At 69.1% G+C, this 22,027-nt stretch carries 17 protein-coding genes; 10 read left to right on the top strand and 7 right to left on the bottom strand.

The genetic code is table 11. The features are described from left to right. The first annotated feature begins 43 nt into the window (after positions 1 to 43). Together ABD989_RS02985 and nrdR are read left to right on the top strand one after the other, a co-directional pair. Complete coding sequence (locus ABD989_RS02985; protein ID WP_345312376.1) at positions 44 to 592, top strand: LysM peptidoglycan-binding domain-containing protein; 549 nt, start codon at positions 44 to 46, stop codon at positions 590 to 592. Between the two features lie 30 nt (positions 593 to 622). Next, a complete protein-coding gene (gene nrdR / locus ABD989_RS02980; protein WP_246995617.1) occupies positions 623 to 1,087 on the top strand; it encodes a transcriptional regulator NrdR in 465 nt (154 codons plus the stop codon). 44 nt (positions 1,088 to 1,131) lie between these two features. Here nrdR and hrpA read toward each other — a convergent pair whose 3' ends face one another. Continuing rightward, on the bottom strand, positions 1,132 to 4,800 hold the full coding sequence (hrpA, locus tag ABD989_RS02975; RefSeq protein WP_345312375.1) for an ATP-dependent RNA helicase HrpA: 3,669 nt from the start codon (positions 4,798 to 4,800) through the stop codon (positions 1,132 to 1,134). Positions 4,801 to 4,909: 109 nt separating this feature from the next. Here hrpA and ABD989_RS02970 point away from each other — a divergent pair, with 109 nt between their 5' ends. Next, complete coding sequence (locus tag ABD989_RS02970; RefSeq protein WP_246995621.1) at positions 4,910 to 6,139, top strand: aminotransferase family protein; 1,230 nt, start codon at positions 4,910 to 4,912, stop codon at positions 6,137 to 6,139. Between the two features lie 74 nt (positions 6,140 to 6,213). On the opposite strand, the gene ahpD is transcribed toward ABD989_RS02970, so the two are convergent. Then, positions 6,214 to 6,738: an alkylhydroperoxidase, AhpD family gene (gene ahpD, locus ABD989_RS02965; RefSeq protein ID WP_246995623.1), complete on the bottom strand. Its 525-nt coding sequence runs from the start codon at positions 6,736 to 6,738 to the stop codon at positions 6,214 to 6,216. Between the two features lie 14 nt (positions 6,739 to 6,752). Beyond that, positions 6,753 to 7,340 (bottom strand): peroxiredoxin, encoded by a 588-nt coding sequence (locus ABD989_RS02960; RefSeq protein WP_246995625.1) that lies wholly within the window; start codon positions 7,338 to 7,340, stop codon positions 6,753 to 6,755. A 95-nt stretch (positions 7,341 to 7,435) separates the two neighbouring features. Here ABD989_RS02960 and ABD989_RS02955 point away from each other — a divergent pair, with 95 nt between their 5' ends. Then, positions 7,436 to 8,368 carry a hydrogen peroxide-inducible genes activator gene (locus tag ABD989_RS02955; protein ID WP_246995627.1) on the top strand — a complete coding sequence of 311 codons (933 nt, stop codon included), beginning with the start codon at positions 7,436 to 7,438 and terminating at the stop codon, positions 8,366 to 8,368. Between the two features lie 13 nt (positions 8,369 to 8,381). Here the strand turns inward: ABD989_RS02955 and ABD989_RS02950 are convergent, their stop codons facing one another. Further along, on the bottom strand, positions 8,382 to 10,487 hold the full coding sequence (locus ABD989_RS02950) for a DEAD/DEAH box helicase (protein ID WP_425556472.1): 2,106 nt from the start codon (positions 10,485 to 10,487) through the stop codon (positions 8,382 to 8,384). After that, complete coding sequence (locus ABD989_RS02945) at positions 10,484 to 11,446, bottom strand: proteasome assembly chaperone family protein (protein ID WP_246997054.1); 963 nt, start codon at positions 11,444 to 11,446, stop codon at positions 10,484 to 10,486. Before ABD989_RS02945 ends, ABD989_RS02950 begins: the two co-directional genes overlap by 4 nt. 162 nt (positions 11,447 to 11,608) lie before the next feature. On the opposite strand from ABD989_RS02945, the gene ABD989_RS02940 reads away from it, so the two are divergent. From ABD989_RS02940 to ABD989_RS02930, 3 genes are all read left to right on the top strand, one after another. Then, a complete protein-coding gene (locus tag ABD989_RS02940) occupies positions 11,609 to 12,235 on the top strand; it encodes a hypothetical protein (RefSeq protein ID WP_345312374.1) in 627 nt (208 codons plus the stop codon). A gap of 155 nt (positions 12,236 to 12,390) precedes the next feature. Next, on the top strand, positions 12,391 to 13,491 hold the full coding sequence (locus tag ABD989_RS02935) for a DUF4192 domain-containing protein (protein ID WP_345312373.1): 1,101 nt from the start codon (positions 12,391 to 12,393) through the stop codon (positions 13,489 to 13,491). Positions 13,492 to 13,511: 20 nt separating this feature from the next. Next, positions 13,512 to 14,528 carry a TIGR03617 family F420-dependent LLM class oxidoreductase gene (locus ABD989_RS02930; RefSeq protein ID WP_345312372.1) on the top strand — a complete coding sequence of 339 codons (1,017 nt, stop codon included), beginning with the start codon at positions 13,512 to 13,514 and terminating at the stop codon, positions 14,526 to 14,528. 32 nt (positions 14,529 to 14,560) lie between these two features. On the opposite strand, the gene ABD989_RS02925 is transcribed toward ABD989_RS02930, so the two are convergent. Continuing rightward, the gene (locus ABD989_RS02925) at positions 14,561 to 15,118 is read right to left on the bottom strand and encodes a hypothetical protein (RefSeq protein WP_345312371.1); all 558 of its coding nucleotides are present in this window, start codon (positions 15,116 to 15,118) and stop codon (positions 14,561 to 14,563) included. Between the two features lie 322 nt (positions 15,119 to 15,440). On the opposite strand from ABD989_RS02925, the gene ABD989_RS02920 reads away from it, so the two are divergent. Continuing rightward, complete coding sequence (locus ABD989_RS02920) at positions 15,441 to 17,243, top strand: HNH endonuclease signature motif containing protein (RefSeq protein ID WP_345312370.1); 1,803 nt, start codon at positions 15,441 to 15,443, stop codon at positions 17,241 to 17,243. 13 nt (positions 17,244 to 17,256) lie between these two features. On the opposite strand, the gene ABD989_RS02915 is transcribed toward ABD989_RS02920, so the two are convergent. After that, a complete protein-coding gene (locus ABD989_RS02915; protein ID WP_345312369.1) occupies positions 17,257 to 17,937 on the bottom strand; it encodes an iron-dependent transcriptional repressor DtxR in 681 nt (226 codons plus the stop codon). A 96-nt stretch (positions 17,938 to 18,033) separates the two neighbouring features. On the opposite strand from ABD989_RS02915, the gene ABD989_RS02910 reads away from it, so the two are divergent. Together ABD989_RS02910 and ABD989_RS02905 are read left to right on the top strand one after the other, a co-directional pair. Next, the gene (locus ABD989_RS02910) at positions 18,034 to 19,278 is read left to right on the top strand and encodes an acetoin utilization protein AcuC (RefSeq protein ID WP_345312368.1); all 1,245 of its coding nucleotides are present in this window, start codon (positions 18,034 to 18,036) and stop codon (positions 19,276 to 19,278) included. Continuing rightward, positions 19,271 to 22,027, top strand: a complete 2,757-nt coding sequence (locus ABD989_RS02905; protein WP_372493238.1) for a bifunctional acetate--CoA ligase family protein/GNAT family N-acetyltransferase — start codon at positions 19,271 to 19,273, stop codon at positions 22,025 to 22,027. Before ABD989_RS02910 ends, ABD989_RS02905 begins: the two co-directional genes overlap by 8 nt.

Raw genomic sequence — 22,027 nt, 5'->3', positions numbered from 1 at the left:
CGAACAAGAGTTCATCGAACGTACGAACGATGGGAGTTCCACGATGACCGAGCTGCTGACCCGCCGCCCCGCGTCCGCCTCGACGCTGCCGCAGTCCACCACGATGACCTGCGACGTTCCCCTGATTCAGACCACCTGCCGGGCCACCGGCCGACGTCCGCGCGCGGTCGCCGCCGCCACCCCGGTGTGCCCGGCACCGAGCGTTCGAACGCGTCCGGCGCGGCGCGCCGAGCGCACTGCGTCGCCGACCACGAGCGCCGCTCGGGCGGCCCGTGCCCGTTCGAACACCGTGGATCGTTCGACGGCGGTGCGTCGTCGCTGGGCGGCCGGCGTGCTCCTCGGTGCCGCGCTGGCCGCCGTGGTCGTCGTGCTCGGCATGGTCGGTGAGGACTACGAGAAGGCCGTCAGCGGCGTGCCGGCCCAGACCGAGGTGGTCCACGTGCGCAGCGGTGAGTCGCTGTCGTCGTTGGCCGAGCGGATCGCTCCGGATCGCTCCGCGGCGTCGGTGATCGCCACGGTGCGCGACCTGAACGGTCTCGACGCCAGCGGACTGCGCCCCGGTCAGGCGCTCGTGGTGCCCGCCTACCGCTGAGGCCGCGATGGCGCCGAGTACGCTGGGGGCATGCGATGCCCGTTCTGCAAGAACGACGACACCCGAGTGGTTGATTCGCGCGCCTCCGACGACGGAGCGTCGATTCGACGCCGCCGGTCGTGCTCGGAATGCAGTCGCCGGTTCACCACCGTCGAGTCGGCGGTGCTGGCGGTGGTCAAGCGCAACGGCGTCACCGAGCCCTTCAACCGGGAAAAGGTGATGAAGGGTGTGCGCCGGGCGTGCCAGGGCCGATCGGTCACCGAGGATTCGCTGGCGCAGCTGGCGGCCGCGGTGGAGAACACCGTCCGCGCCTCGGGATCGGCCGAGATCCCCAGCCACGAGGTCGGCCTGGCGATCCTCGGGCCGCTGCGGGACCTCGACGAGGTGGCCTACCTGCGGTTCGCGTCGGTTTATCGGTCCTTCGAATCCGCCGACGACTTTCAGCGCGAGATCGACGATCTGCGCAAGGATTCGCGCCGCGAACCGGTCGGCTGACCCACCGCCGCTGCGTGCGGATCAGCCTCACTCGAAGGCCCGCCTCACTCGAAGGACTCGATGGCCTTCATCACCCGCTTCTCCGAGATCGGTCCCGAGGTCCCCAGCTGCTGCGCGAACAAGCTGACCCGCAGTTCCTCCAACTGCCAGTGAACCAGGTCGTTGAGGGCGTCGTGCCGGTGCGCAGGAAGCGCCGCGAGTCGTCGGTTCCAGTGCGCGATGACCCGGTCCACCGTGTCGAGGCCGGCGTTGTCGCGGGCGGCGGAGCCGGGGAGCGCGTTCAGTCGGGCCTGGGCCGCCGACAGGTAGCGCGGTAGATGGAGCAGGTGCGCCAGCGGAGTCTCGCCGACGAAGCCGTCGAAGATCAGGTGCGCGGTCTGCTCGGCAACGTCGTCGGCCGCGGCGCTGCCGCTGTGCGCGTCGACGGCGCGGGCGGTGGGGCCGAGCGCGGCCAGGGCGCGGGCGGCGTGCATGAAGTACTCCGGTGCGGCGGCGCGGATCACCGGTGACAGACGCTCGCGCAGCGCGGCGAACTGTTCCGGGGTGCGAAGCGACGCCACGTCCGGTTCCTTGGCTAGGGTGTCGGCGATGGCGCGACGTGTGCAGTCGGCGAACAGCTGCTGCGGGTCGGCGTACGGATTCTGGCTCAGCGCGAGGCGCTCGGCCGGTGGCAGACCGTTGGCGACCTTCTTGTTCAACGGGGTGATCGCCTGCGCCAACAGGTGGGCGACGCCGGCGGCGATGCCCGCGTCGCGAGCGCTCGCCGACGTCGCCTCACTCACTCGGACGCCGTCGCCGACGGGCGCCAGGGTGGGGTAGGTGACGACGGGTTGGCCGGCCACCACGTCGTCGCGGCGCTCCGCGAGGGTGCCGATGCCGTCCGGCTTCCAGTCTCGGTACACCGGTGCGGCCGCAGCGGGGGCGGGTGCACGGCCGAACTCGGCGCGCAGCGGTTCCAAGCGGTCGGCGCGGCCGATGATCGCGCCGCCGGCGTCGGTGACCGCGAAATGGATGCGCAGGTGGGCCGGCAGGTCGTCGGTGCGAAAGTCGCTGGGGGACAGGCTGATGCGAGCGATCTCGCCGAGTTCTCGCGCGAGGGCGGGCAGCAGGTGCTCGGAGCGCGGTGTGATCTTGCTGAGGACCAGATCGGCGTACTGCTGGGCCGGCGAGAGGGACTTGCGCAATCCCTTGGGCAGGGACCGGATCAGCGCGGTGACCAACTCGCTGCGCAGCCCCGGGACCAACCAGTCGAAGCCGCCCGCGTGGACGTGCTCGAGCAGGGGACGCGGGATCAGCACGGTGACGCCGTCGTCGGGTGCGCCGGGGGCGAAGTGATAGCGCAGTTCCAGTCGGGTCGGGCCCTGCTGCCAGGCGGCGGGGAAATCGGCGGCCGCCGGAACGGCCGCGACCGAACCGGCCTCGTCCAGGTGGAGGAGCTTGGGATCGGTGCGGGAGGCCTTCTTCCACCACGTGTCGAAGTGTCGGGTGGAGACGACGTGCGCCGGGATCCGGGCGTCGTAGAAGTCGTAGAGGTCGCCGTCGCTGAGGCGGACGTTCCGACGGGCGCGGTGCTCGAGGTCCTCGGCGTCGGCCAAGAGCCGGCGGTTGTGCGCGTAGAACTCGTGCCGGGTGCGCCAGCGACCCTCGACGAGCGCTGCCTGTAGGAACAACGCTCGCGACTCGACCGGGTCGATGCGGCCGTAGTTCACCGTGCGCGACGCGATGAGCGGTACCCCGTAGAGGCTGACCTTCTCCTTGGCCGTCACGGCCCCGCGGCGCGACGACCAGGCGGGCTCGCTGTAGGTGCGCGTCACCAGGTCGGGGGCGATCTGCTCCACCCATTCCGGATCGATCGAGGCCACGGTGTGCGCGAACAGTCGGGAGGTCTCCAGCAGTTCGGCGGTCATCACGAAGGAGGGCGCCTTCTTGGCCAGTTCCGAACCCGGGAAGATGGCGAACTTGGTGCCGCGGGTGCCCAGGTATTCGCGGGTATCGCCTTGGCGCGCACCGATGTTGGTGAGCAGGCCGGTGAGCAGGCTGCGATGGATGGCCGACGGATCGATCTCGGTCTTCGGTATCTCCCAGCCCAGGTCGGACACCGTACGACGGAGCTGACGGTGCAGATCCGTCCATTCGCGGATCCGCAGGTAGTGCAGGAAGCTGCGCTCACACTGGCGCCGGAACTGGTTGCCCGACAAGGCTTCCCGCTGCTCGTGCAAGTGGTGCCAGAGCTTGAGGCGGCTGAGGAACTCCGAGCCGGGCACCGCGTACTCGCGGTGCGCGGCCTGCGCGGCCTCGCGCTTGTCGGAGGGGAACTCTCGGACGTCCGGCAGCGACAGCGCCGCGGCGATCGGCAGGATGTGGTCGAGACAGCCGTTCTCGTGACCGGCCACCAGCATGCGGGCCAGGCGCGGGTCGATCGGCAGGCGCGCCAGGTCGCGTCCGGTCTTGGTGAGCCGCGCCTGCGCCGAATCGGTGCCGGTGACCGCACCGAGCTCGGACAGCAGCGTCATGCCGCCGTTGATCGCCCGCTGCTCGGGTGGCTGGACGAACGGGAACTCGGCGACGTCGCCCAGCCGCAGTGACAGCATCGACAGGATCACCGCGGCCAGGTTGGCGCGCAGGATCTCCGGGTCGGTGTATTCGGGGCGGGCGTCGAAGTCGTCCTCGGAGTACAGGCGGATGCAGATGCCGGGCGCCACGCGGCCGCACCGGCCGGCGCGCTGGCGGGCGCTGGCCTGGGAGACCTTCTCGATGGGCAGGCGCGTCACCTTGGTGCGGGTGGAGTAGCGCGAGATGCGGGCGGTGCCGGTGTCGATGACGTACCGGATGCCGGGCACGGTCAGCGAGGTCTCGGCGACGTTGGTCGACAGCACGATGCGCCGTCCGTCGGACGGCGTGAAGATCTTCTGCTGCTCGGCGACCGACAGGCGGGCGTACAGCGGCACGATCTCGGCTCCGCTGCGCCGGGACAGGGCGTCGGCGGTGTCGCGGATATCGCGCTCGGTCGGCAGGAAGACGAGGATGTCGCCGCGGCCGGACGACCACAGTTCGCTGACCGCGGCGTCGATCGCGGCAATCTGGTCGAGGTCGGCATGGTCCTCGTCGTCGGACACCGGCGGTCGGTACCGCACTTCGACGGGGTAGGTGCGGCCGGACACCTCGAGGATCGGGACGTCCTCGTCGGGGCCGGCGAAATGCCGGGCGAAGCGGTCCGGCTCGATGGTGGCCGAGGTGATGATCACCTTGAGGTCCGGGCGGGACGGCAGCAGGCGCTTGAGATAGCCGAGCAGGAAGTCGATGTTGAGGCTGCGTTCGTGGGCCTCGTCGATGATGATCGTGTCGTAGCGGGACAGCTTCGGGTCGGAGGTGATCTCCCGCAGCAGGATACCGTCGGTCATCACGCGGATCTTGGTGTGCTTGCCGGACTTGTCGGAGAACCGGACGCTGTAGCCCACCACGTCGCCCAGTTCGGTCTGCGTCTCGTCGGCGATGCGGCGGGCCACCGAGGTGGCGGCGATGCGTCGCGGCTGCGTGTGCCCGATCGACTCGCGGCCCAGCGCCAGGCAGATCTTCGGCAGCTGCGTGGTCTTGCCCGAACCGGTCTCACCGGCGATCACCACCACCTGATGGTCGGCGATGGCGCGGGAGATCTCGTCGCGGGAGGCGCTGACCGGAAGCTCCGGCGGGAAGGTGAGGACGGGGACAGCCATGATGGCTCCGAGTCTATGGGGCCGCATCGGCGAGCGGCGCATCCGAGCGTGATGACCGGGAACCGGGGCCCGCCGGGAAATCGGACGTCGCCGTGGAATAGTGGTAGCCATGGGTTCTCTTTGGCATGGATTCGCCGACATGGGCATGGTCACCGACAACGGGCCGTTCGTCATCACTCGAGGTGAGGGCGTCCGGATCTACGACGATGCGGGCAACGAGTATCTGGATGCGACCGCCGGCCTCTGGTTCACGAACGTGGGCCACGGGCGCACCGAGATCGGCGAGGCCGTCGGCCGTCAGCTCTCGACGGTGGCGCACTACTCGAACTTCGGCGACTACGCGGGGGACGGTCTGATCGCGCTCGCCGAGCGGGTGGCGGCGATGGCGCCGGTGCCGGGCTCCAAGGTGATGTTCACCTCGGGCGGCAGTGACGCGGTCGATACCGCGGTGAAGCTCGCCCGCCGCTACTGGACGGAGCTGGGCCGGCCCGAGAAGCGGCTCGTCGTCTCCCGCAGCAAGGCGTACCACGGCATGCACATCGGCGGTACCGCGCTGGCCGGCATTCCGCTGAACCGGGAGGGCTACGGCCCCGAGTTCATGCCGGACACCGAGAACATCGAGTGGGACGACGCCAAGGCGCTGCTCGGCGTGATCGAGCGGGTGGGCGCGGAGAACGTGGCCGCGTTCATCGCCGAGCCGATCATCGGCGCCGGCGGCATCTACCTGCCGCCGGACGGCTACCTCCGCGAGGTGCGCGACATTTGCCGCGAGCACGACGTCCTGTTCATCGCCGACGAGGTGGTCACCGGGTACGGCCGTATCGGGCACGGTCACTGGTTCGCGTCGAGCCGCTTCGATCTGGCACCGGACATGATCACCTCGGCCAAGGGTCTCACCAGCGGCTACGTGCCCATGGGCGCGATGATCGCGGCGCCGCACATCGCCGAACCGTTCTTCGCCGGCGGCACCTGGTGGCGACACGGCTACACCTACGGCGGGCACTACGGCGCGGCCGCCGCGGCGATGGCCAACTTCGACATCATCGAGCGCGAGGGTCTGCTCGACGAGGCGACCCGCCTCGAAGGCGACCTGGCGGCGGCGTTCGCACCGCTCGCCGAACTGGATGCGGTGGCCGAGGTGCGTACCGGCGTGGGCGCGGTGACCGGCGTGCAGCTGGCCGATCCGTCCGACGCTCAGGCCGCCGTGTTGCGTCTGCGGAAGAACGGCGTCGCCGGTCGCGCTGCGGGCATGGGCGCACTGCAGATCTCGCCGGCCTTCGTGATGACCACCGCCGAGGTCAACGAGATGGCCGAGCGCTTCGCCGCCGCGCTGTCCTGACCGACACAGCAACGTGAAAGGCCCCCGCTACGGCGGGGGCCTTTCACGTGTACTGACTTCTCAGAGCAGGCGGCTCAGCTCAGGGTCTCGGCGATGGAGACGGCCTGGGCGACGCCCTGCACGATGGACGCGACTTTGAGGGCCTCGAACACCGCTTCGCGCTCGAGTCCGGCCTCGCGGACCACGTTCTCGTGGGCGGCGACGCAGTGCTCGCAGCCGTTCATGGCCGACACGGCCATCGACCACAGCTCGAACAGGGCCTTGTCCACACCGGGGTTGCCGATGATGTTCATCCGCAGGCCCGGGCGCAGATCGTCGTACTTGCCGAGGTAACCGCGTCCCCGGTAGAAGACGTTGTTCATGCCCATGATCGATGCGGCGCCGAGGGCGGCGTTGTAGGCCTCGGCCGACAGGTTGTCGGCCGCCTCGTCGGCGATCTCGCGCAACACGGTGGCGTTGCGGGTCGCGGCGGCGCACGCGAGCAGGGAGCCCCACAGCTGCTCCTCGTTCAGCACGGTGGTGCGGCTGATCGAGCTGAGGTTCAGCTTCAGGTCCTTGGCGTACTCGGGAAGAGCTTCCTTGAGGTTGTCAATGCTCATCGTGGTACTCCGAATCAGGCCGAGGCGCTCATGAGCTCGCCGGCGTCGATGGTCGGGTCACCCTTCTTCCAGTTGCAGGCGCACAGCTCGTCGGACTGGAGGGCGTCGAGGACGCGCAGGACCTCGTCGACGTTGCGGCCGACCGAACCGGCGGTGACCGAGACGAACTGGACCTCGTTGTTCGGGTCGACGATGAAGGTCGCGCGATCGGCGACACCGTCGGCGTTCAGGACGCCGGTGGCCTCGACGAGCTCACGCTTCAGGTCGCTCAGCATGGGGAAGGGGAGGGTCTTCAGATCCTCGTGCTGTGCGCGCCACTGGAAGTGCACGAACTCGTTGTCGACCGAGGCGCCGAGCACCTGGGTGTCGCGGTCGGCGAACTCGTCGTTCAGCTTGCCGAAGGCAGCGATCTCGGTGGGGCACACGAAGGTGAAGTCCTTCGGCCAGAAGAAGACCACGCGCCACTTGCCCTTGTAGTCGTCGCTCGAGACGGTGGTGAAGTAGTCGTCCGGCTGCTGGGCGTCGACCTTGGAGAGGTCGCCACCGATCACAGCGGTGAGGTTGTACTCGGGGAACTGATCGCCGATGGTAAGCAGCGCCATGTCATGACTCCTTGATCGTTGGGGGTGCGGTGTCTTCTATTTTGCCTCATTCGCTCTAAAAGCGAAACGTGATGATAGGCACTATATTGATAGGCATGATGAATCAGAGTTATCAGCCGTCGGTGGGCGGACTGCGCGCCTTCGTCGCGGTGGCCAAGAAGCTGCACTTCGGTTCTGCCGCAACCGAACTGGGCGTGAGTCAGCCCTCGCTGTCGCAAGCCCTGGCCGGCCTCGAAGCGGGTCTCGGCGTGCAACTGGTGGAGCGCACAACGCGCCGCGTGATGCTCACCGCAGAGGGGCGGCGACTACTGCCGTCGGCGATCGCCGCGTGCGACGGAATCGACAACCTCCTCGCCGTCGCGGCCGGTGAGGCCGACCCGTTGCGCGGCCCGATGCGACTCGGTCTGATCCCGACGATCGCGCCCTATCTGCTGCCGCGCCTGCTGCACGGCCTGCCGGAAGTGCATCCGGAATTGGACCTGCGGGTGGTGGAGGATCAGACCGCTCGGCTGCTCGATCAGCTCCGCGAAGGCACCCTCGATGCGGCGGTGCTGGCCCTGCCGACCAACGCCCCGGGCATGGGCGAGATCCCGATGTATCACGAGGACTTCGTGCTCGCCCTGCCCAGCGGGCACCGCCTGGCCGGCCGCAAGCGGCTGCCGCCGGCGATGCTGGAAGACCTGCCGCTGCTGCTGCTCGACGAAGGGCACTGCCTGCGCGATCAGGCGCTCGAGGTCTGCCAGCTCGCGGGGGTGAACCCGGATGTGCGGCAGACCCGGGCGGCATCGTTGACCACCGCGGTGCAGTGCGTGGAGGGCGGCCTCGGCGTCACGCTGATCCCCCGGACGGCGGTCGCGGTGGAGACGGCCTCCGGCGGGTTGTCCATCGCCGAGTTCACTCGGCCGCGGCCGGGCCGTCGCATCGGATTGGTCTATCGCACCTCGTCCGGGCGTGGGGAGGCCTACGCGGAACTCGCCACCGAGATCGCCGCGCTGGCCGCAGGCACCGGCGAGGTGACCCTGGTCTAGGGTCAGTGGACCTCTAGGCGGTCGTGGCGTCCTGGGCGGTGAGCGTCTCCCACTCGTCGATCAGGCTGGAGTCCACGCCGCGGATCAGGTCGGCGAGTTCGTCGGTGAGGTCTTCGATGTCGTCGGTCACCGCCGACATCGGCAGGCCGCTGCGCAGCGCGCGGTAACAGTCGGTGAGGTAGCGCAGGACCACGCCCTCGCTGCGCTGCAGACCGAACTCGCTGACCAGCTCGGTGAAGGTCATCGATCGCTCGCGCATGTACCGCAGCACCGACTTCGGCGACGGCGGGGTGTTCGCGAGCCACGGGTGCCCGGCCTTGTAGGTCTGGTAGGCGAAGTCGATCTCCTCGGCGAGCGGCTGCGGCCAGGTGATCTCCTCCAGTCGCTCCATCCGCTCCTCGTACTCGAGGCCGTCGGCCTTCATTTCGGCCATCGCGACGTCCCGGGCCCGCTTGCGCTGGGCCATCAGTACCTGCCGCGGGTCGTCGAGCGTCGATTCGAGGATGGAGACCACGTCGAGGGTGAAGGTGTCCGACTCGGGATCGAGCAGATCGAAGGCCGCCACCGCGAACGCCGACAACGGGTTGGTGAGGGCGAAGTTCTCCGGCAGGTCCACCGAGATCTCCACCCTCTTGCCGTCGGCGGCGGGCGCGTCCAGGCGGGTCACGATGCCGGTCTCCACGAGGTCGCGGTACAGGGCGATGGTGTGCTTGATGTGACGCAATTGCCGCTTGCGCGGCTCGTGATTCTCTTCGAGCAGGTGGCGCAGCGCGGCGAAGCAGTCGCCGGGCCGTTCCAGGACCTCCATCAGCATGGCGGTGGTGATCCGGAAGTGCGAACGCAGCTGTTCGTCGGGTGCGTCGACCAGCGTGAAGAAGGTCTGCTCGCCCCAGCCGACGAAGCCCTCGGGGGGCTTGCGGCGCACCAGCTTTCGCAGCTTCTTCGGATCGTCGCCGGCCTTGGCGACGAGGCGGGCGTTCTCCACGTCGTGCTCGGGGGCCTGGGCCACCACGTAGCCGATGGTGTCGAAGCCGGCGCGACCGGCGCGACCGGCGATCTGGTGGAACTCGCGGGCCCGCAGGCGGCGCACCCGGTGGCCGTCGTACTTGGTGAGCCCGGCGAACAGCACGGTCCGGATGGGCACGTTGATGCCCACCCCGAGGGTGTCGGTACCGGCCACCACCTTCAGCAGGCCGGCCTGGGCCAGCCGTTCGACGAGGCGGCGATAACGCGGCAGCATGCCGGCGTGGTGGACGCCGATGCCCGCGCGCAGCAGTTTAGAGAGGGTGTCGCCGAATCCGGTGCGGAACTCGAAGTCGCCGATCGCCTCGACGATGGCCGCCTTCTCCTCCTTGGTGCAGATCTTGGCCGAGGTGAGCGCCTGGGCCCGTTCGACGGCGTGCGCCTGGGTGAAGTGCACCACGTAGACCGGGGCCTGGCCCTTGGTGATCAGCTCTTCGATGGTTTCGTGGATCGGAGTGGTCGCGTACCGGTACTCCAGCGGCACCGGCCGCTGCGCGCCGGTCACTTCGACGGTGGACCGGCCGGTGCGACGGGTCAGGTCCTCGGCGAAGAAGTCGACGTCGCCCAGGGTGGCCGACATCAGCAGGAACTGGGTGTGCGGCAGTTCGATGAGCGGGACCTGCCAGGCCCAGCCGCGATCGGATTCGCCGTAGTAGTGGAACTCGTCGGCCACCAGCACGCCGACGTCGGAGTTCGGACCGTCGCGCAGGGCGATGTTGGCGACGATCTCCGCCGTCGCGCACACGATGGGGGCGTCGGTGTTGACGCTGGCGTCGCCGGTCATCAGGCCCACGTTCTCCGCGCCGAACTGCTCGCACAGATCGAAGAACTTCTCGCTCACGAGCGCCTTGATGGGGGCGGTGTAGTACGCGCGCTGACCGCGACAGCGGGCGAAATAGACCGCGCCGGAGGCGACGAGAGACTTGCCCGAACCGGTCGGCGTCGCCAAGATCACGTTGGCGCCGGAGATCAGCTCGAGCAAGGCCTCTTCCTGATGCGGGTAGAGATCGATGCCCCGCGCCGCCCACCAAGCAAGGAAATGCTCGAAGGCGGCGGTCTCGTCGGACAGGGGAGTAAGCGGACTCTGCTCGCTCAGGGGGTGTCCTCTTCGTCGGGATTGCTCGGGCGGTCGAACTCGGCCGCGTGCTCGGCCAGGAAGCGCTCGAACTCGGCCCCGAGTTCGTCGCCGGAGGGCAGATCCTCCTCGTCGGCGGCCAGCAGCTCGCGGTCGGCCTTGGCCTTCAGGTAGGCGTCGTACTGCTGCTCCAGTGCTGTCACCACGGTGCTGATCTCGGCGTTGCCGGTGACTTCCTCGTCGATCTGCTCGGCCACCTTGGCCGCGGCGTTCTCGAGTGCGGCGATCGGCAGGTCGAGTCCGGAGACCTGACCCAAAGCGGCCAACAGTGCGGCCGAGGCGGCCGGGTAATTGGTCTGCGCGAGGTAGTGCGGCACATGTGCGGACAGGCCCACGGTGCGGTAACCGGCCTCGGCAAGGCGCAGTTCCAGCAGCATGGACGCGCTCGCGGGCAGCTTCATCTCGTTGCCCCAGCGCGGCATGTCGCCGAGAGCGGCGGTGTCGCTGCCGTGCCCGATCACGCCCGACGGGCGGGTGTGCGGCACGGCCATCGGGATCGCGTTCATGCCGACCACCTGGCTCACGCCGAAACGCTCGGCGAGGGCCGCGATGGCGGTGGTGAACTGGTCCCAGCGCAGGTCCGGCTCAGAGCCGTCCAGCAGCAGAAAACCGGTGCCCTCGTTGTCGACCAGGGCGTGCATGGTGAGGCGCGGCATCTCGATGCCGTCGAACTTCTCGCCGGTGAAGGAGATCAGCGGTCGACGCGAGCGGTAGTCGATCAGTTCGTCGGCGTTGAACGTCGCGACGAGTTCGCAGTCGAGCGCCTCGCGCAGGTGGGTGGCGGCCAGCGCGACAGCGTGTCCGGCATCGGCGAAGCCGTCCAACGCGTGGATCAACACGGGGCCCTCGCCCTGCGGATCGGCCACGGCAGGCGCGGGGAACTCGAGCTCGTACAGCGAGCGGTTCTCCTGCTCGTCCATCGGGGTGCTCCCTTCGTCGGCGGTCTCGCGCCGCGCGTGAGACCAGATGAGCATTGTCCCAGGTTCGGGAACTCTATGCATGTAACGCCGAACCACGGTGGGTCATTCCCGCGCGGTCGGTCCCGAAGATGACACAGTGGGGTGGTGAGAATTGTTACCTCTGTGGCGGCAGTTGTCGCTGTGGTTCTCCTGGCGACGGGCTGCTCGGTCTCCGGATCCGCTGAACCCGCACCGGACTACACCCCGCTGATGGTGCCCGCGGACAGCTTCCCGGCGGGGCCTGCGACGCCGGTGCCCGCCCCGCAGGTGGCCGGCGCGGTCTCCGACATCACGCTGCGACCGTCCACCGGCGATGTGAATCCGCCCGAGTGCACACCCGCCGCGGTCGACACCGCGACCGCGGTAGTGCTCGTCGGTCCGGGGCCGGCCCAGAGCAGCACGCTTACCGAGATGGTGGTGCGATCGCCGGAATCGTTGCAGGCCTTGGCTTCTGCGGTGCGCGGCTGCCCCGAGTTCCGCGGCGGCCCGACGGGGCAGCAGGAGATCCGCAGCGAGCTCACCGACGAACTGAGGGCCGACGGCGACGTCACCACGCTGGCTCTGGTGCGCACGCTGCGCTCCCCGGGCTCGGACACGGTGACCACCGTGGCGCAGTGGGTGGCCCAGCGCGGCGACGTCCGCCTGGTGGTTCAGTTGCGGATGCTCGGCACGCCGTCGGATACCGACAACGCAGCGACCGCCGACTTCTTCGCGACCGCGGTGGCCCACGCTTTCGGCGGGAAGCCCTGACCCAGCGTGTGACGACCGGACTGGTCGGGGCACGCTAGACCCCGCCCCGTGCGCTCCACACCGGGGCCCGGCGATCTCCTGTGGGCAACCACTGTTGTCCACACCGCCGCGGTTCGGCCCTGCCGTGGCCCGCTCGCCGAGCCGAGTCTGGATGCATGACATCGCTACCGCACTTCCTGTCCGACGGCTCGGCCCTGCAGGTCGATCCGGATCCACTGCTCTCCGCGGTCCCCGGGCTGCTCGGCTTCCGGCCCGAGCGCTCCCTGGTCCTGCTGGCCTTCGCCGATTCCCGGACGTTGATGGTGACCCTGCGCCTGGATCTGGAGCTGCTGCCCGACGGCAAGCCCGCCCCGGTCCTGCGCGACAGCATCGCGAACCTGGGCACGATCGTCGCCGGCTACGGTGCCGTCGGCGTGGTCGCGGTGGTGGTCGATGCGCGGGCCGATGACTATCCGGCGGTCTTTCGCGCGGTCGAACGCAGTTTCACCGCGGTGGGCGGTTTGTCGGCCGGCTTCGTGATCGGTGAAATGGCCACGGGCGCACGGTGGTTCACCAGTTGGGAGCCGCGCTGTCGGGCGGGCCGTTCGCGTCCGCCCGCACCGTTCGCCGGGGAGGTGGCGCCGCACGGCCGGCTCAGCGATCCGTTGATGTCGCCCGTCGCGCTGCAGCGCGCGGTGTTCGGTGGACGCCGCATCCTGGAGCGCCGCGACGACCTCGCCGCGGTGCTCGAGCCGCGCGCACACTGCGATTCGACCACCTGTCGGCCGGTGCTGCCGATGGTCGCGCCCGCGCCGCCGGGCGCAGCCGATGCGGCGGGCGCGCGGCTGGTGCTGCGGCAGGTGCGGCGCGGCGCCGACGGCGACCTGTCGTGCGCGGAGGTGAATGCCCTCGCGGAGGCGCTCTGCTCGGTGCATACGCGCGACGTCCTCCTCGCGCTCTCGCTCACCGACCTGCGCGATCGGGCCGAACAACTGTGGATGCGCTTGGCGCGCAGCCTGATCGGTCGACCGGGGGCCGCGGCGGCCACCCTGCTCGGCCACCTGTACTACATGTCCGGGGAAGGGGCGTTCGCCAGCGTCGCCGTCGAACGCGCACTGGATCTGGATCCCGAGTACCACCTCGCGCAGCTGGTGCACACCGCGCTGCTGCACGGCATGCGGCCGACCGGGCTGGGGGAGGTGCTGGAGTATTCGTTCAGCCTCGGCGAGGACCTGGGCGTCGGGCTTCCACCGCAGACACGCACCCCGGCCGGCTGAGTTGTGCAAGGGTGGCACCGGTGAAGGTACATCTGCAGCTCGACGGTTCCCTGCCGCGCGCGGCCGAGCACGCGCGGGAACTCGCCGCGCTCGGCGCCGACGGTGCGTTCACCTTCGAGGGGCCGCACGATGTCTTCCTGCCGCTGTCCGTCGCCGCCGGCACCACGTCGCTGGAGTTGATGACGAACGTCGCGATCGCCGGGCCGCGCAGCCCCGTGCACCTGGCCCACTCCGCGTACGACCTGCAGGCCTACAGCGAGGGCCGCTTCCGGCTCGGGCTCGGCACCCAGATCAAGGTGCACATCGAGAAACGCTACGGCGCCGCGTGGCATCCGCCCGCGCGGTTCCTCGGCGAGACCGTCCGCGCGGTGCAGGCGGTCCTCGCGGCCTGGGAGAGGGCGCAGCCGCTGGACTTCCGCGGCACGTTCCACACGCACACGCTGATGCCGCCGAACTTCGACCCCGGGCCCAATCCGTTCGGCCCGCCGCCCGTGCTGATGGGCGCGCTCGGACCGATCATGACGCGGACCGCGGCCGAAGTGGCCGACGGACTGCTCGTCATGCCGTTCAACACGGTTCGTCACCTCACCGACCGCACCCTGCCGGCGATCGACGAGGGCTTGCGTCGCTCCGGGCGGACGCGCGCGAACTTCCCCATCATCGGCCAGGCGATGGTCGCCGTCGGACGCGACGACGCCGAACTGCGCGCCGCGATCGACGGTGTCGCGGTCCTCATCGCCTTCTACGGCTCTACGCCGGCCTACCGCCCGGTGCTCGACGCCGAGGGCTGGGGCGAGCTGCACCCGGTACTGAATCGGCTGTCCAAGACCGGCGACTACGCCGCGATGCGCGCGCTGATCACCGACGACATGGTCGCGCGGATCGGCGTCGTCGGCAGCCCCGCCGACTGCGCCGCCGAGATCAGTCGCCGATTCGGCGACTTCGCCGACGAAGTGTGCTGCTACTTCCCGGCCTATCAGCCGGATCCCGACGCGGTCGCCGCGCTGCTGGCCGCCCTCCACCGGCCGCCGTCATAGGCGACCGGGGAGGGCGGAACCGTCTCAGCGGATCAGAACAGGCCGCTCAGGCTGCCGAGGCCGCCGCCCAAGCTGCCGCTGTCCGCGCCGCCGGTGTTGCCGCCGCCCGAACGCGTGAGAACAAAGGTGCTGAGTTCCGCCTGCGGGTTGCCGAGCACGTCCGTAACGCAGGAAGTCATGATCGTGTAGGCGCTTCCGGTGCCCGGCGTAGCGAGCGCAAGGTTTCCGGTCTGTCCTGCGGGCACCAGCGTGGGCTGCTCGCCGGAGCTGGTCGTGTCTGCCTTTTCAATCTTGGCTTTAGCCGCAACGACGTCATCGGGCGCCGGCTGTTCGTGATCGCCGTTGCGGTTCCAGTCGAGGATGAGATCCATTTCTTTCTCGAGGTCGCCGGCCATTGCCGAGGCGCTGTAATACCCGGTCGTCGTCGAGGTGTTCTTGACGGTGACGGTGATGCGGTCGCCGGACACCGAGCCCGACGCGGTGTGGTTGTTAGCCTTGATCGCGGCGTCGGCGAGGCCGGCGCCGCCGATCAGTCCGGCGACGGCGAGCGCGGCCCCGACACCGGTGGCCATACGAGTGGCATGCTTCATGAACTTCTGTCCCTTCGACAATCTGACTACGCCCGGTCGGACGTGTTCTTGGCGAAGCTATAGAAGGAATGCTGCTCATCGACGTTCTGACAACGTTCCAGGTCGACAGTTCATCGTTCTGGATGACGGAAGTTCATCTGATCGAAGGGAGAGATCTGGACATGCCTGCGCCGAACTGTGCGGCCCGATGGCGGAAAAGATTTCTGAAGATCCGGGAAATAAACATCCTCGAATGCTTGTTCTATTAGGTGGATCGGCGTAACGTGGAGTTAGCACACCAGATCGATCAGTGTGGCTGACTCGCTTGGGGAGGTGAGTAGGCATGACGAAGCTCGCCGCTTCCGCCTGGCCGAAGGCGGACTTGGCTTCCGTCGGCATGCCCGCGGCCACCGTTTCTCTCGCGGAACTGTCCACCGGTGACCTCGCCGAGGCCGTCCACGCGATCAAGAACGGCCACTGCTACCTGGACTGGCGGCTGTTCCAGTTCGCCCTGTCGATGTTCGACCACGTCCAAGCGGTCAGTAAGAACGTCGCGGTGACCCAGCGCTCCATCCTCGACCTGGAGGCGCAGACTGCGCTCGAACTGCAGATGAGTCTGGACAGCACCGATCACTTCGCGCGCAGCCTGCTCGACGACGCCGTCTGCGCCCGCGACCGGCTCCCGGCGGTGTTCTCGACGATGCGGCTCGGCCTGATCGACAGGGCCCGGTTCCACCGGATCGTCAGCGAAACCCAACTCGTCCGCGATGACGAGACCATGGCGCTCATCGACCAGACCCTGGCGCTGCAGATCATGGGCCTGCGCGGCGGAGTGTCGTCGATGTCGATCACCAAGACCGGCCACATGGCCCGCAAACTCGTCGCCGAGTACGACCCGGACGCCGAGAAACTCGACCGCGACCGCGCGAAGGCATCGCGGAACGTAGGTTTCCAGGCGTTGGACAGCGGGATGGCGCAGATCTCCATCACCGCCACCGCGGAAGATGTGCGTCTCGTCCGGCAGATGCTCGACGCCGTCATCGCCGGGCTGTGCCCGGCCGATCCACGGACCAAAGCGCAAGCCCGCTCCGACGCGGCGATTGCTCTGCTGCAGCGCATCCCGTTCACCTGCCACTGCGAGAGCGACGGCTGCACCGCGCAGATCAGCGACGTCCAGCTCGACACCCGCGCCGCACGGATCGTCGTGCACGTCCTCTGCGACGCCACCACCCTCGACGGCGGCGACCAGTGCGGCTACCTCGACGGGTACGGCCCTGTCTCCGGTGACCATGTACGGCAGATCGTCGAGCGCGACGACTCGGTGATCCACCAGCACGACCTCGGCGATCTCCTCGAACCCGATTCCGCAGCCGATCCGATCGGCGACGACGACCTCGACGAAGCGGCGGTCCACCGAAAAGGACCCCGCCCCGACAGCCCGGACGAGTGCCGGGCCGATGGCGCACGCCCCGATCCGAAAATCGACAAAAGCGGCACGGTCGCAAGCGAATCCGACGACGAAACCAGTCCGCCGCTGCGCTTCCTGATCGCGAACACCGCGCTGCCGAGCGATCCGTACCGCCCGAGCCTGCTCACCGACCTCGTCGCACGCTTCCTGTGGGGTACCTGCTCCATCCCCGGTTGCGAACGGGCCGCTTTCGCGTGCGATCTGGACCACGTGGCCGAGTTCGACAACATCTGCCCCAGCCAGGGCGGGCCCACGTGCGTTTGCAATCTGCTACCAAAGTGTCGCTTCCATCATCTGATGAAAACCCATCTGACCGGCTTCCTCGACGAGCTCTGGATCGACGAGAACGGCCGGTATCACTCCAGCGTGACGACCCCCGGAGGCATCACCGTCGAACTGCTCGCGCCGAACCAGTGGCTGTTCCCGCAACTCGCCGACCTGCGGTGCCGCCACCAACTCGCCCAGCAGGCCGCGACCGGGACTGCGACGAGCAGCCTGGCGGACGGTCCGCAGCGTTCCCGCACGCGCGCCGCGGCCAAGCACGCCCGTCGTCGAGCGCAGCGCACGGCCAATTACGAAGAGCGGGCGGCGGAGCGGACCCGGCAGGTCGCCGCCGAGGAGGCGGCGACCTGGGCCGAGTACGACGCGGCCCGTGAGTTGGGCGAGCCGCCGTTCTAGCCGGGTACGAGCGCTAGACGCGTTCGACGAAGATCGCGTGCGCCATCTCCGAGGACAGCGTGAGGCCCTCGTGGCCGGGGCTGCTGATCTGCACCGACCGTGGGCTGACCACCACGCGGACACGGGCGTTCGGCACCACGCCGGCCTCCCGTAGTTCGGTGATGAGCTCGGCATCGGCTTGGACGTGCTCGGCCATCCGGCGCACGATCACCACCGATTCGCCCGCGGGCATTTCGACGAGCCGCTCGGACTTGTCGGCAGGCAGCGTCACCTTCACGCCGAGCTCCTCGAGACCGGGGATCGGGTTGCCGTACGGGGAGACCGTGGGGTTGTCGAGCACTTCGAGCAGTCGGCGCTCGACGTTCTCGCTCATCACGTGCTCCCAGCGGCAGGCCTCGTCGTGCACCTCGTCCCAGGGCAGGCCGATCACGTCGACCAGGAGGCGCTCGGCCAGGCGATGCTTGCGCATCACAGAGACCGCCAGCGCGCGGCCGGCGGGGGTCAGTTGGAGCTGGCGGTCGCCGCCGACGCGAACCAGGCCGTCGCGCTCCATCCGCGCCACCGTTTGCGAGACGGTGGGTCCGCTCTGCTCGAGTCGCTCCGCGATGCGGGCGCGCAGTGGGATGATCCCCTCCTCTTCGAGGTCATAAATCGTGCGCAGATACATCTCGGTGGTGTCGACGAGTTCGTTCACGTGAGCTTCAGTCCTTTCGCCAACGACCAGGTTACCCGGATAACGTGACAGGTGAGGCACTAGCGTGCTGGGTGTGATGGGCGAAGGGATCGTGCAGTGCAGACAGCGGTGATTTGGAGCGACGAGTTCCTCGACTACAAGTGGGCGTTCACACACCCGATGAGCCCGATCCGGCTCGCCTTGACGATGGATCTGGCCCGCGGACTCGGCGTGCTCGACGGCGTGGATCCGTTGCCGCCGCTGCCGGTGGACGACGACATCCTGCGCACCGTGCACACCCAGGGCTACATCGACGCGGTGCGCGCGGTCGGTTCCGGCACGGCGTCGCTGAGCGGACCGATTCTGGAGCGGCTGTTCGGGCTGGGCAGCGAGGACAATCCGGTCTTCGACCGCATGCACGAGGCCGGTTCGATGCTGGTGGGCGGCACGCTGGCGGCCGCGCAGGCGGTGCATTCGGGCGCGGTGCAACGCGCTGTGAACATCGGCGGCGGCATGCACCATGCGATGCCCGGACACGCGGCCGGTTTCTGCATCTACAACGACGCGTCGATCGCCATCGAGTGGCTGTTGGCGCAGGGCTACGACCGCATCGCCTACGTCGACATCGATGCGCACCACGGCGACGGCGTGCAGGTGCAGTTCGAGCACGATCCGCGGGTGATGACCATCTCCGTGCACCAGCATCCGGCCACCCTGTGGCCGGGTACCGGCTGGGCCACCGAGGTGGGGGCGGACGCCGCGGCCGGCTCGATGGTCAACGTCGCACTGATGCCGGGCACCCAGGATCGCTTGTGGCTGAGGGCATTTCACGCGACCGTGCCGTCGATGATCGCCGCCTTCAAACCGCAGATCATTCTCGCGCAGGTCGGGGTGGACAGTCATCGCGCCGATCCGCTGACCGATCTGGCGCTGACCGTCGACGGTCAGACGATGGCCATGCGGGCACTGCGCGATCTGGCCGACAAGTACTGCGAAGGCAGGCTGATCGCGGTCGGCGGTGGCGGCTACGGCGTGATCAACGTGGTGCCGCGCGCGTGGACGCACCTGATCGCGACCGTGCTCGACCGCGACGTGGACTTCACCACACCGGTGGGTGCCGAGTGGCTGGAAGGCGCGGTGGAGATGACCGAGCACGTGCATCCCGACTATGCGCGGCCGCCGGTTGCCATGATGGGCGATAACGGCGACGTGGACTACGTGCCCTGGGACGGTGACGCGGGGGCGGCCCCGCCCGACGGCATCACCGAGGCGGCCCAGCAGCAGACCGATCGCGCCATTCTGGCGACCCGACGCGCCGTCTTCCCCCTGCACGGACTCGACCCGGAGGATCCTCGTGACTGACCAGCCGACACCGGACGCTGCCGCGGCCGACGCTGCTGCACCCGAAGCTGTTGTGACCGAACCGGTTTCGACCGGTTCGGCGGCCGTCGACTATCCGCGGCACTGGGCGGCGGACGCCCTCGCCTCCGACGGCGGCGTGGTGCACCTGCGTCCGATCACCCCGGCCGATGCCGACGCGCTGGTGCGTTTCCACGAGGGGCTGTCCGAACGCACCCGCTACCTGCGCTACTTCGGGCCCACCCCGAAGCTGCCGCCCCGCGAAGTGGTGCGGATGACCACCGTCGACTATCGGGACCGCGTCGCGCTGCTCGCGTGGCTGGGCGACGAAGTGATCGCCATGGGCCTGTACGAGGGCCTCGCGCAGAGCGGCAAGCCGCATTCGGCCGAGGTCGCGTTCGTCGTCGCCGACGGGCACCAGGGTCGCGGTCTGGGCCCGGTGCTGTTGGAGCACCTGGCCGGTGCCGCCGCGGAGAACGGCTTCACCAAGTTCGAGGCCGAGGTGCTCTCGGAGAACCCGAACATGGTCGCCGTGTTCCGCGACGCCGGCTATCAGATCAGCCGCGCCTTCGACGGCAGCACGGTCCACGTGGAGTTCGAGATCGACCCCACCGACGCGCTGACGTCGGTGCGCAACGCGCGGGAACGCGCCTCCGAGGCGCGCAGCATCGCGAATCTTCTGCGCCCCCAGTCGGTGGCCGTGATCGGCGCCTCGACCGATCCGAAGAAGGTGGGCCACGTGCTGTTGGCCAACCTCATCGCCGCGGGCTTCACCGGCCCGGTCTACCCGGTCAACGGCCCGGGCCAGGCGCGCTCGGTGCGCGCCATCCGCGCCTACGAGCGCGTCATCGACATCCCCGACCCGGTGGACCTGGCAGTGGTGGCCGTGCCGGCCGCCGGGATGGGCGAAGTGCTCGACGACTGTATGGCCAAGGGCGTCAAGACGCTCGTGGTGGTGTCGGCGGGCTTCGGCGAACTCGGCGACGACGGCCTGGTCGCCGAGCGCGCGCTGGTGGAACAGGTGCGAGCCCACGGCATGCGACTGGTGGGACCGAACGCCCTCGGCGTGGTGAACAACGCTCCGGAGATCGCGCTCAACGCGACGCTGGCGCCGCGGATCCCGGGACCCGGGCGGGTCGGCTTCTTCTGTCAGTCCGGTGCCCTCGGCATCGCGATCCTCGATCACGCGGCCGGCCGTCGACTCGGGCTGTCGACCTTCGTCTCGGCGGGCAACCGTGCCGACGTGTCCGGCAACGATGTGCTGCAGTACTGGGACACCGACGACGCCACCGACGTGGTCCTGCTCTACCTCGAGAGCTTCGGCAACCCGCGCAAGTTCGGACGCATCGCGCGGCGCGTGACCCGTAACAAGCCGGTCGTCGCCATCAAATCCGGGCGCGGCGCGATGACGCGGGTGGGGGAGCAGAAGGAACGTTTCGGCGCCCTCGACGACCGCATCGCGAAGATGGTGCTGGCCCAGGCCGGTGTGCTGCAGGTGGACACGCTGGCCGAACTGTTCGACGTCGCCGCCGTGCTGGCCTATCAGCCGCTGCCGGCCGGACCGCGGACCGCGATCATCGGCAACTCGTCGGTGATCGCCTCGCTGGCCGCGCATTCGGCGCGTAGCTCGGGTCTGGACGTGGTGTCGCTCGTCGACCTCGGGCCGGCGACTCCGCAGCAGGAGTTGACCGACGCCGTGTCGCACGCGCTGGCCGATCCCGGTGTGGACTCGCTGATCGTGGTCTTCGTGCCCCCGGTGGCCGTCGACACCGCCGAGTACTCACGGTCGTTGATGGCGGCCGCGGAAGACTCGCCCGAGTCGGCCACCAAGCCGATCGTGACGACTTTCCTTGCGGTGGAAGGCATTCCGATCGGTCTGTCGGTGCCGGGGCCGGGCGGTGTGCCCACCCGCGGATCCATCCCGTCGTACCCCGAGCCCGAACGCGCCGCGCACGCGCTCGCGATGAGTTGGCGGTACGCCCAGTGGCGGTCGCGACCGGATGCCGCTCCGGTGGAACTGCCCGGCATCGCCGCCGAGCACGCGCGCAGCTACGTGCGCGAGCTGATGAGCGACGGAGGACGGGAACTGACCGCCACCGAGACGGCGGAGGTGCTGCACTGGTACGGCATCGACATCGTGGAGTTCCGCGAAGTGTCCACCCTCCACGAGGCATCGGCGGCCGCGCGGGAACTGGGCTTCCCGGTGGCGGTGAAGGCCGGTGCCAGCGAATGGATCGGTCGTCTCGACCGTGAAGGCGCACGCCTGGACCTGTCCGACGCCACCGCGGTGATCACCGCGTTCGCCGAGCTGCAGGCCCTGACCGGAGAGTCCACCCTGCAGGTGCAGCGGATGGCGCCCAAGGGCCCGGGCGTCTGCATCCAGGTCACCGAGAGTCGCTCGTTCGGACCCGTGGTGTCGTTCGGTCTGTCCGGTCGGCTGTTCGAGACGCTCGACGACCGGAGCTACCGGGCGGTGCCGCTCACCGTCGACGATGCGCGCGACCTGGTGGCCGAACCGCGTTCGGCGGAACTGCTCGCCGGGGCCGCCGGTGAGCAGCCTGCCGACATCGACGCGCTGGTGGATCTGCTGATGCGGGTCTCGGCGCTGGTCGACGCGATCCCGGAGATCCGGGAGGTGGGCCTGGACCCGATCCTGTCGTCGGCCGACGGCACCGCGGTGCTGGCCGCCCGACTCGCCATCGGTCCGGTGCCGACTCTCGCCGACACCGGACCGCGACGCCTGGGTTCTTGA

The sequence above is a fragment of the Gordonia alkaliphila genome, assembly GCF_039542465.1.
Classification (GTDB): Bacteria; Actinomycetota; Actinomycetes; order Mycobacteriales; family Mycobacteriaceae; genus Gordonia; species Gordonia alkaliphila.
This window is presented reverse-complemented; position numbering and strand designations above follow the sequence as displayed.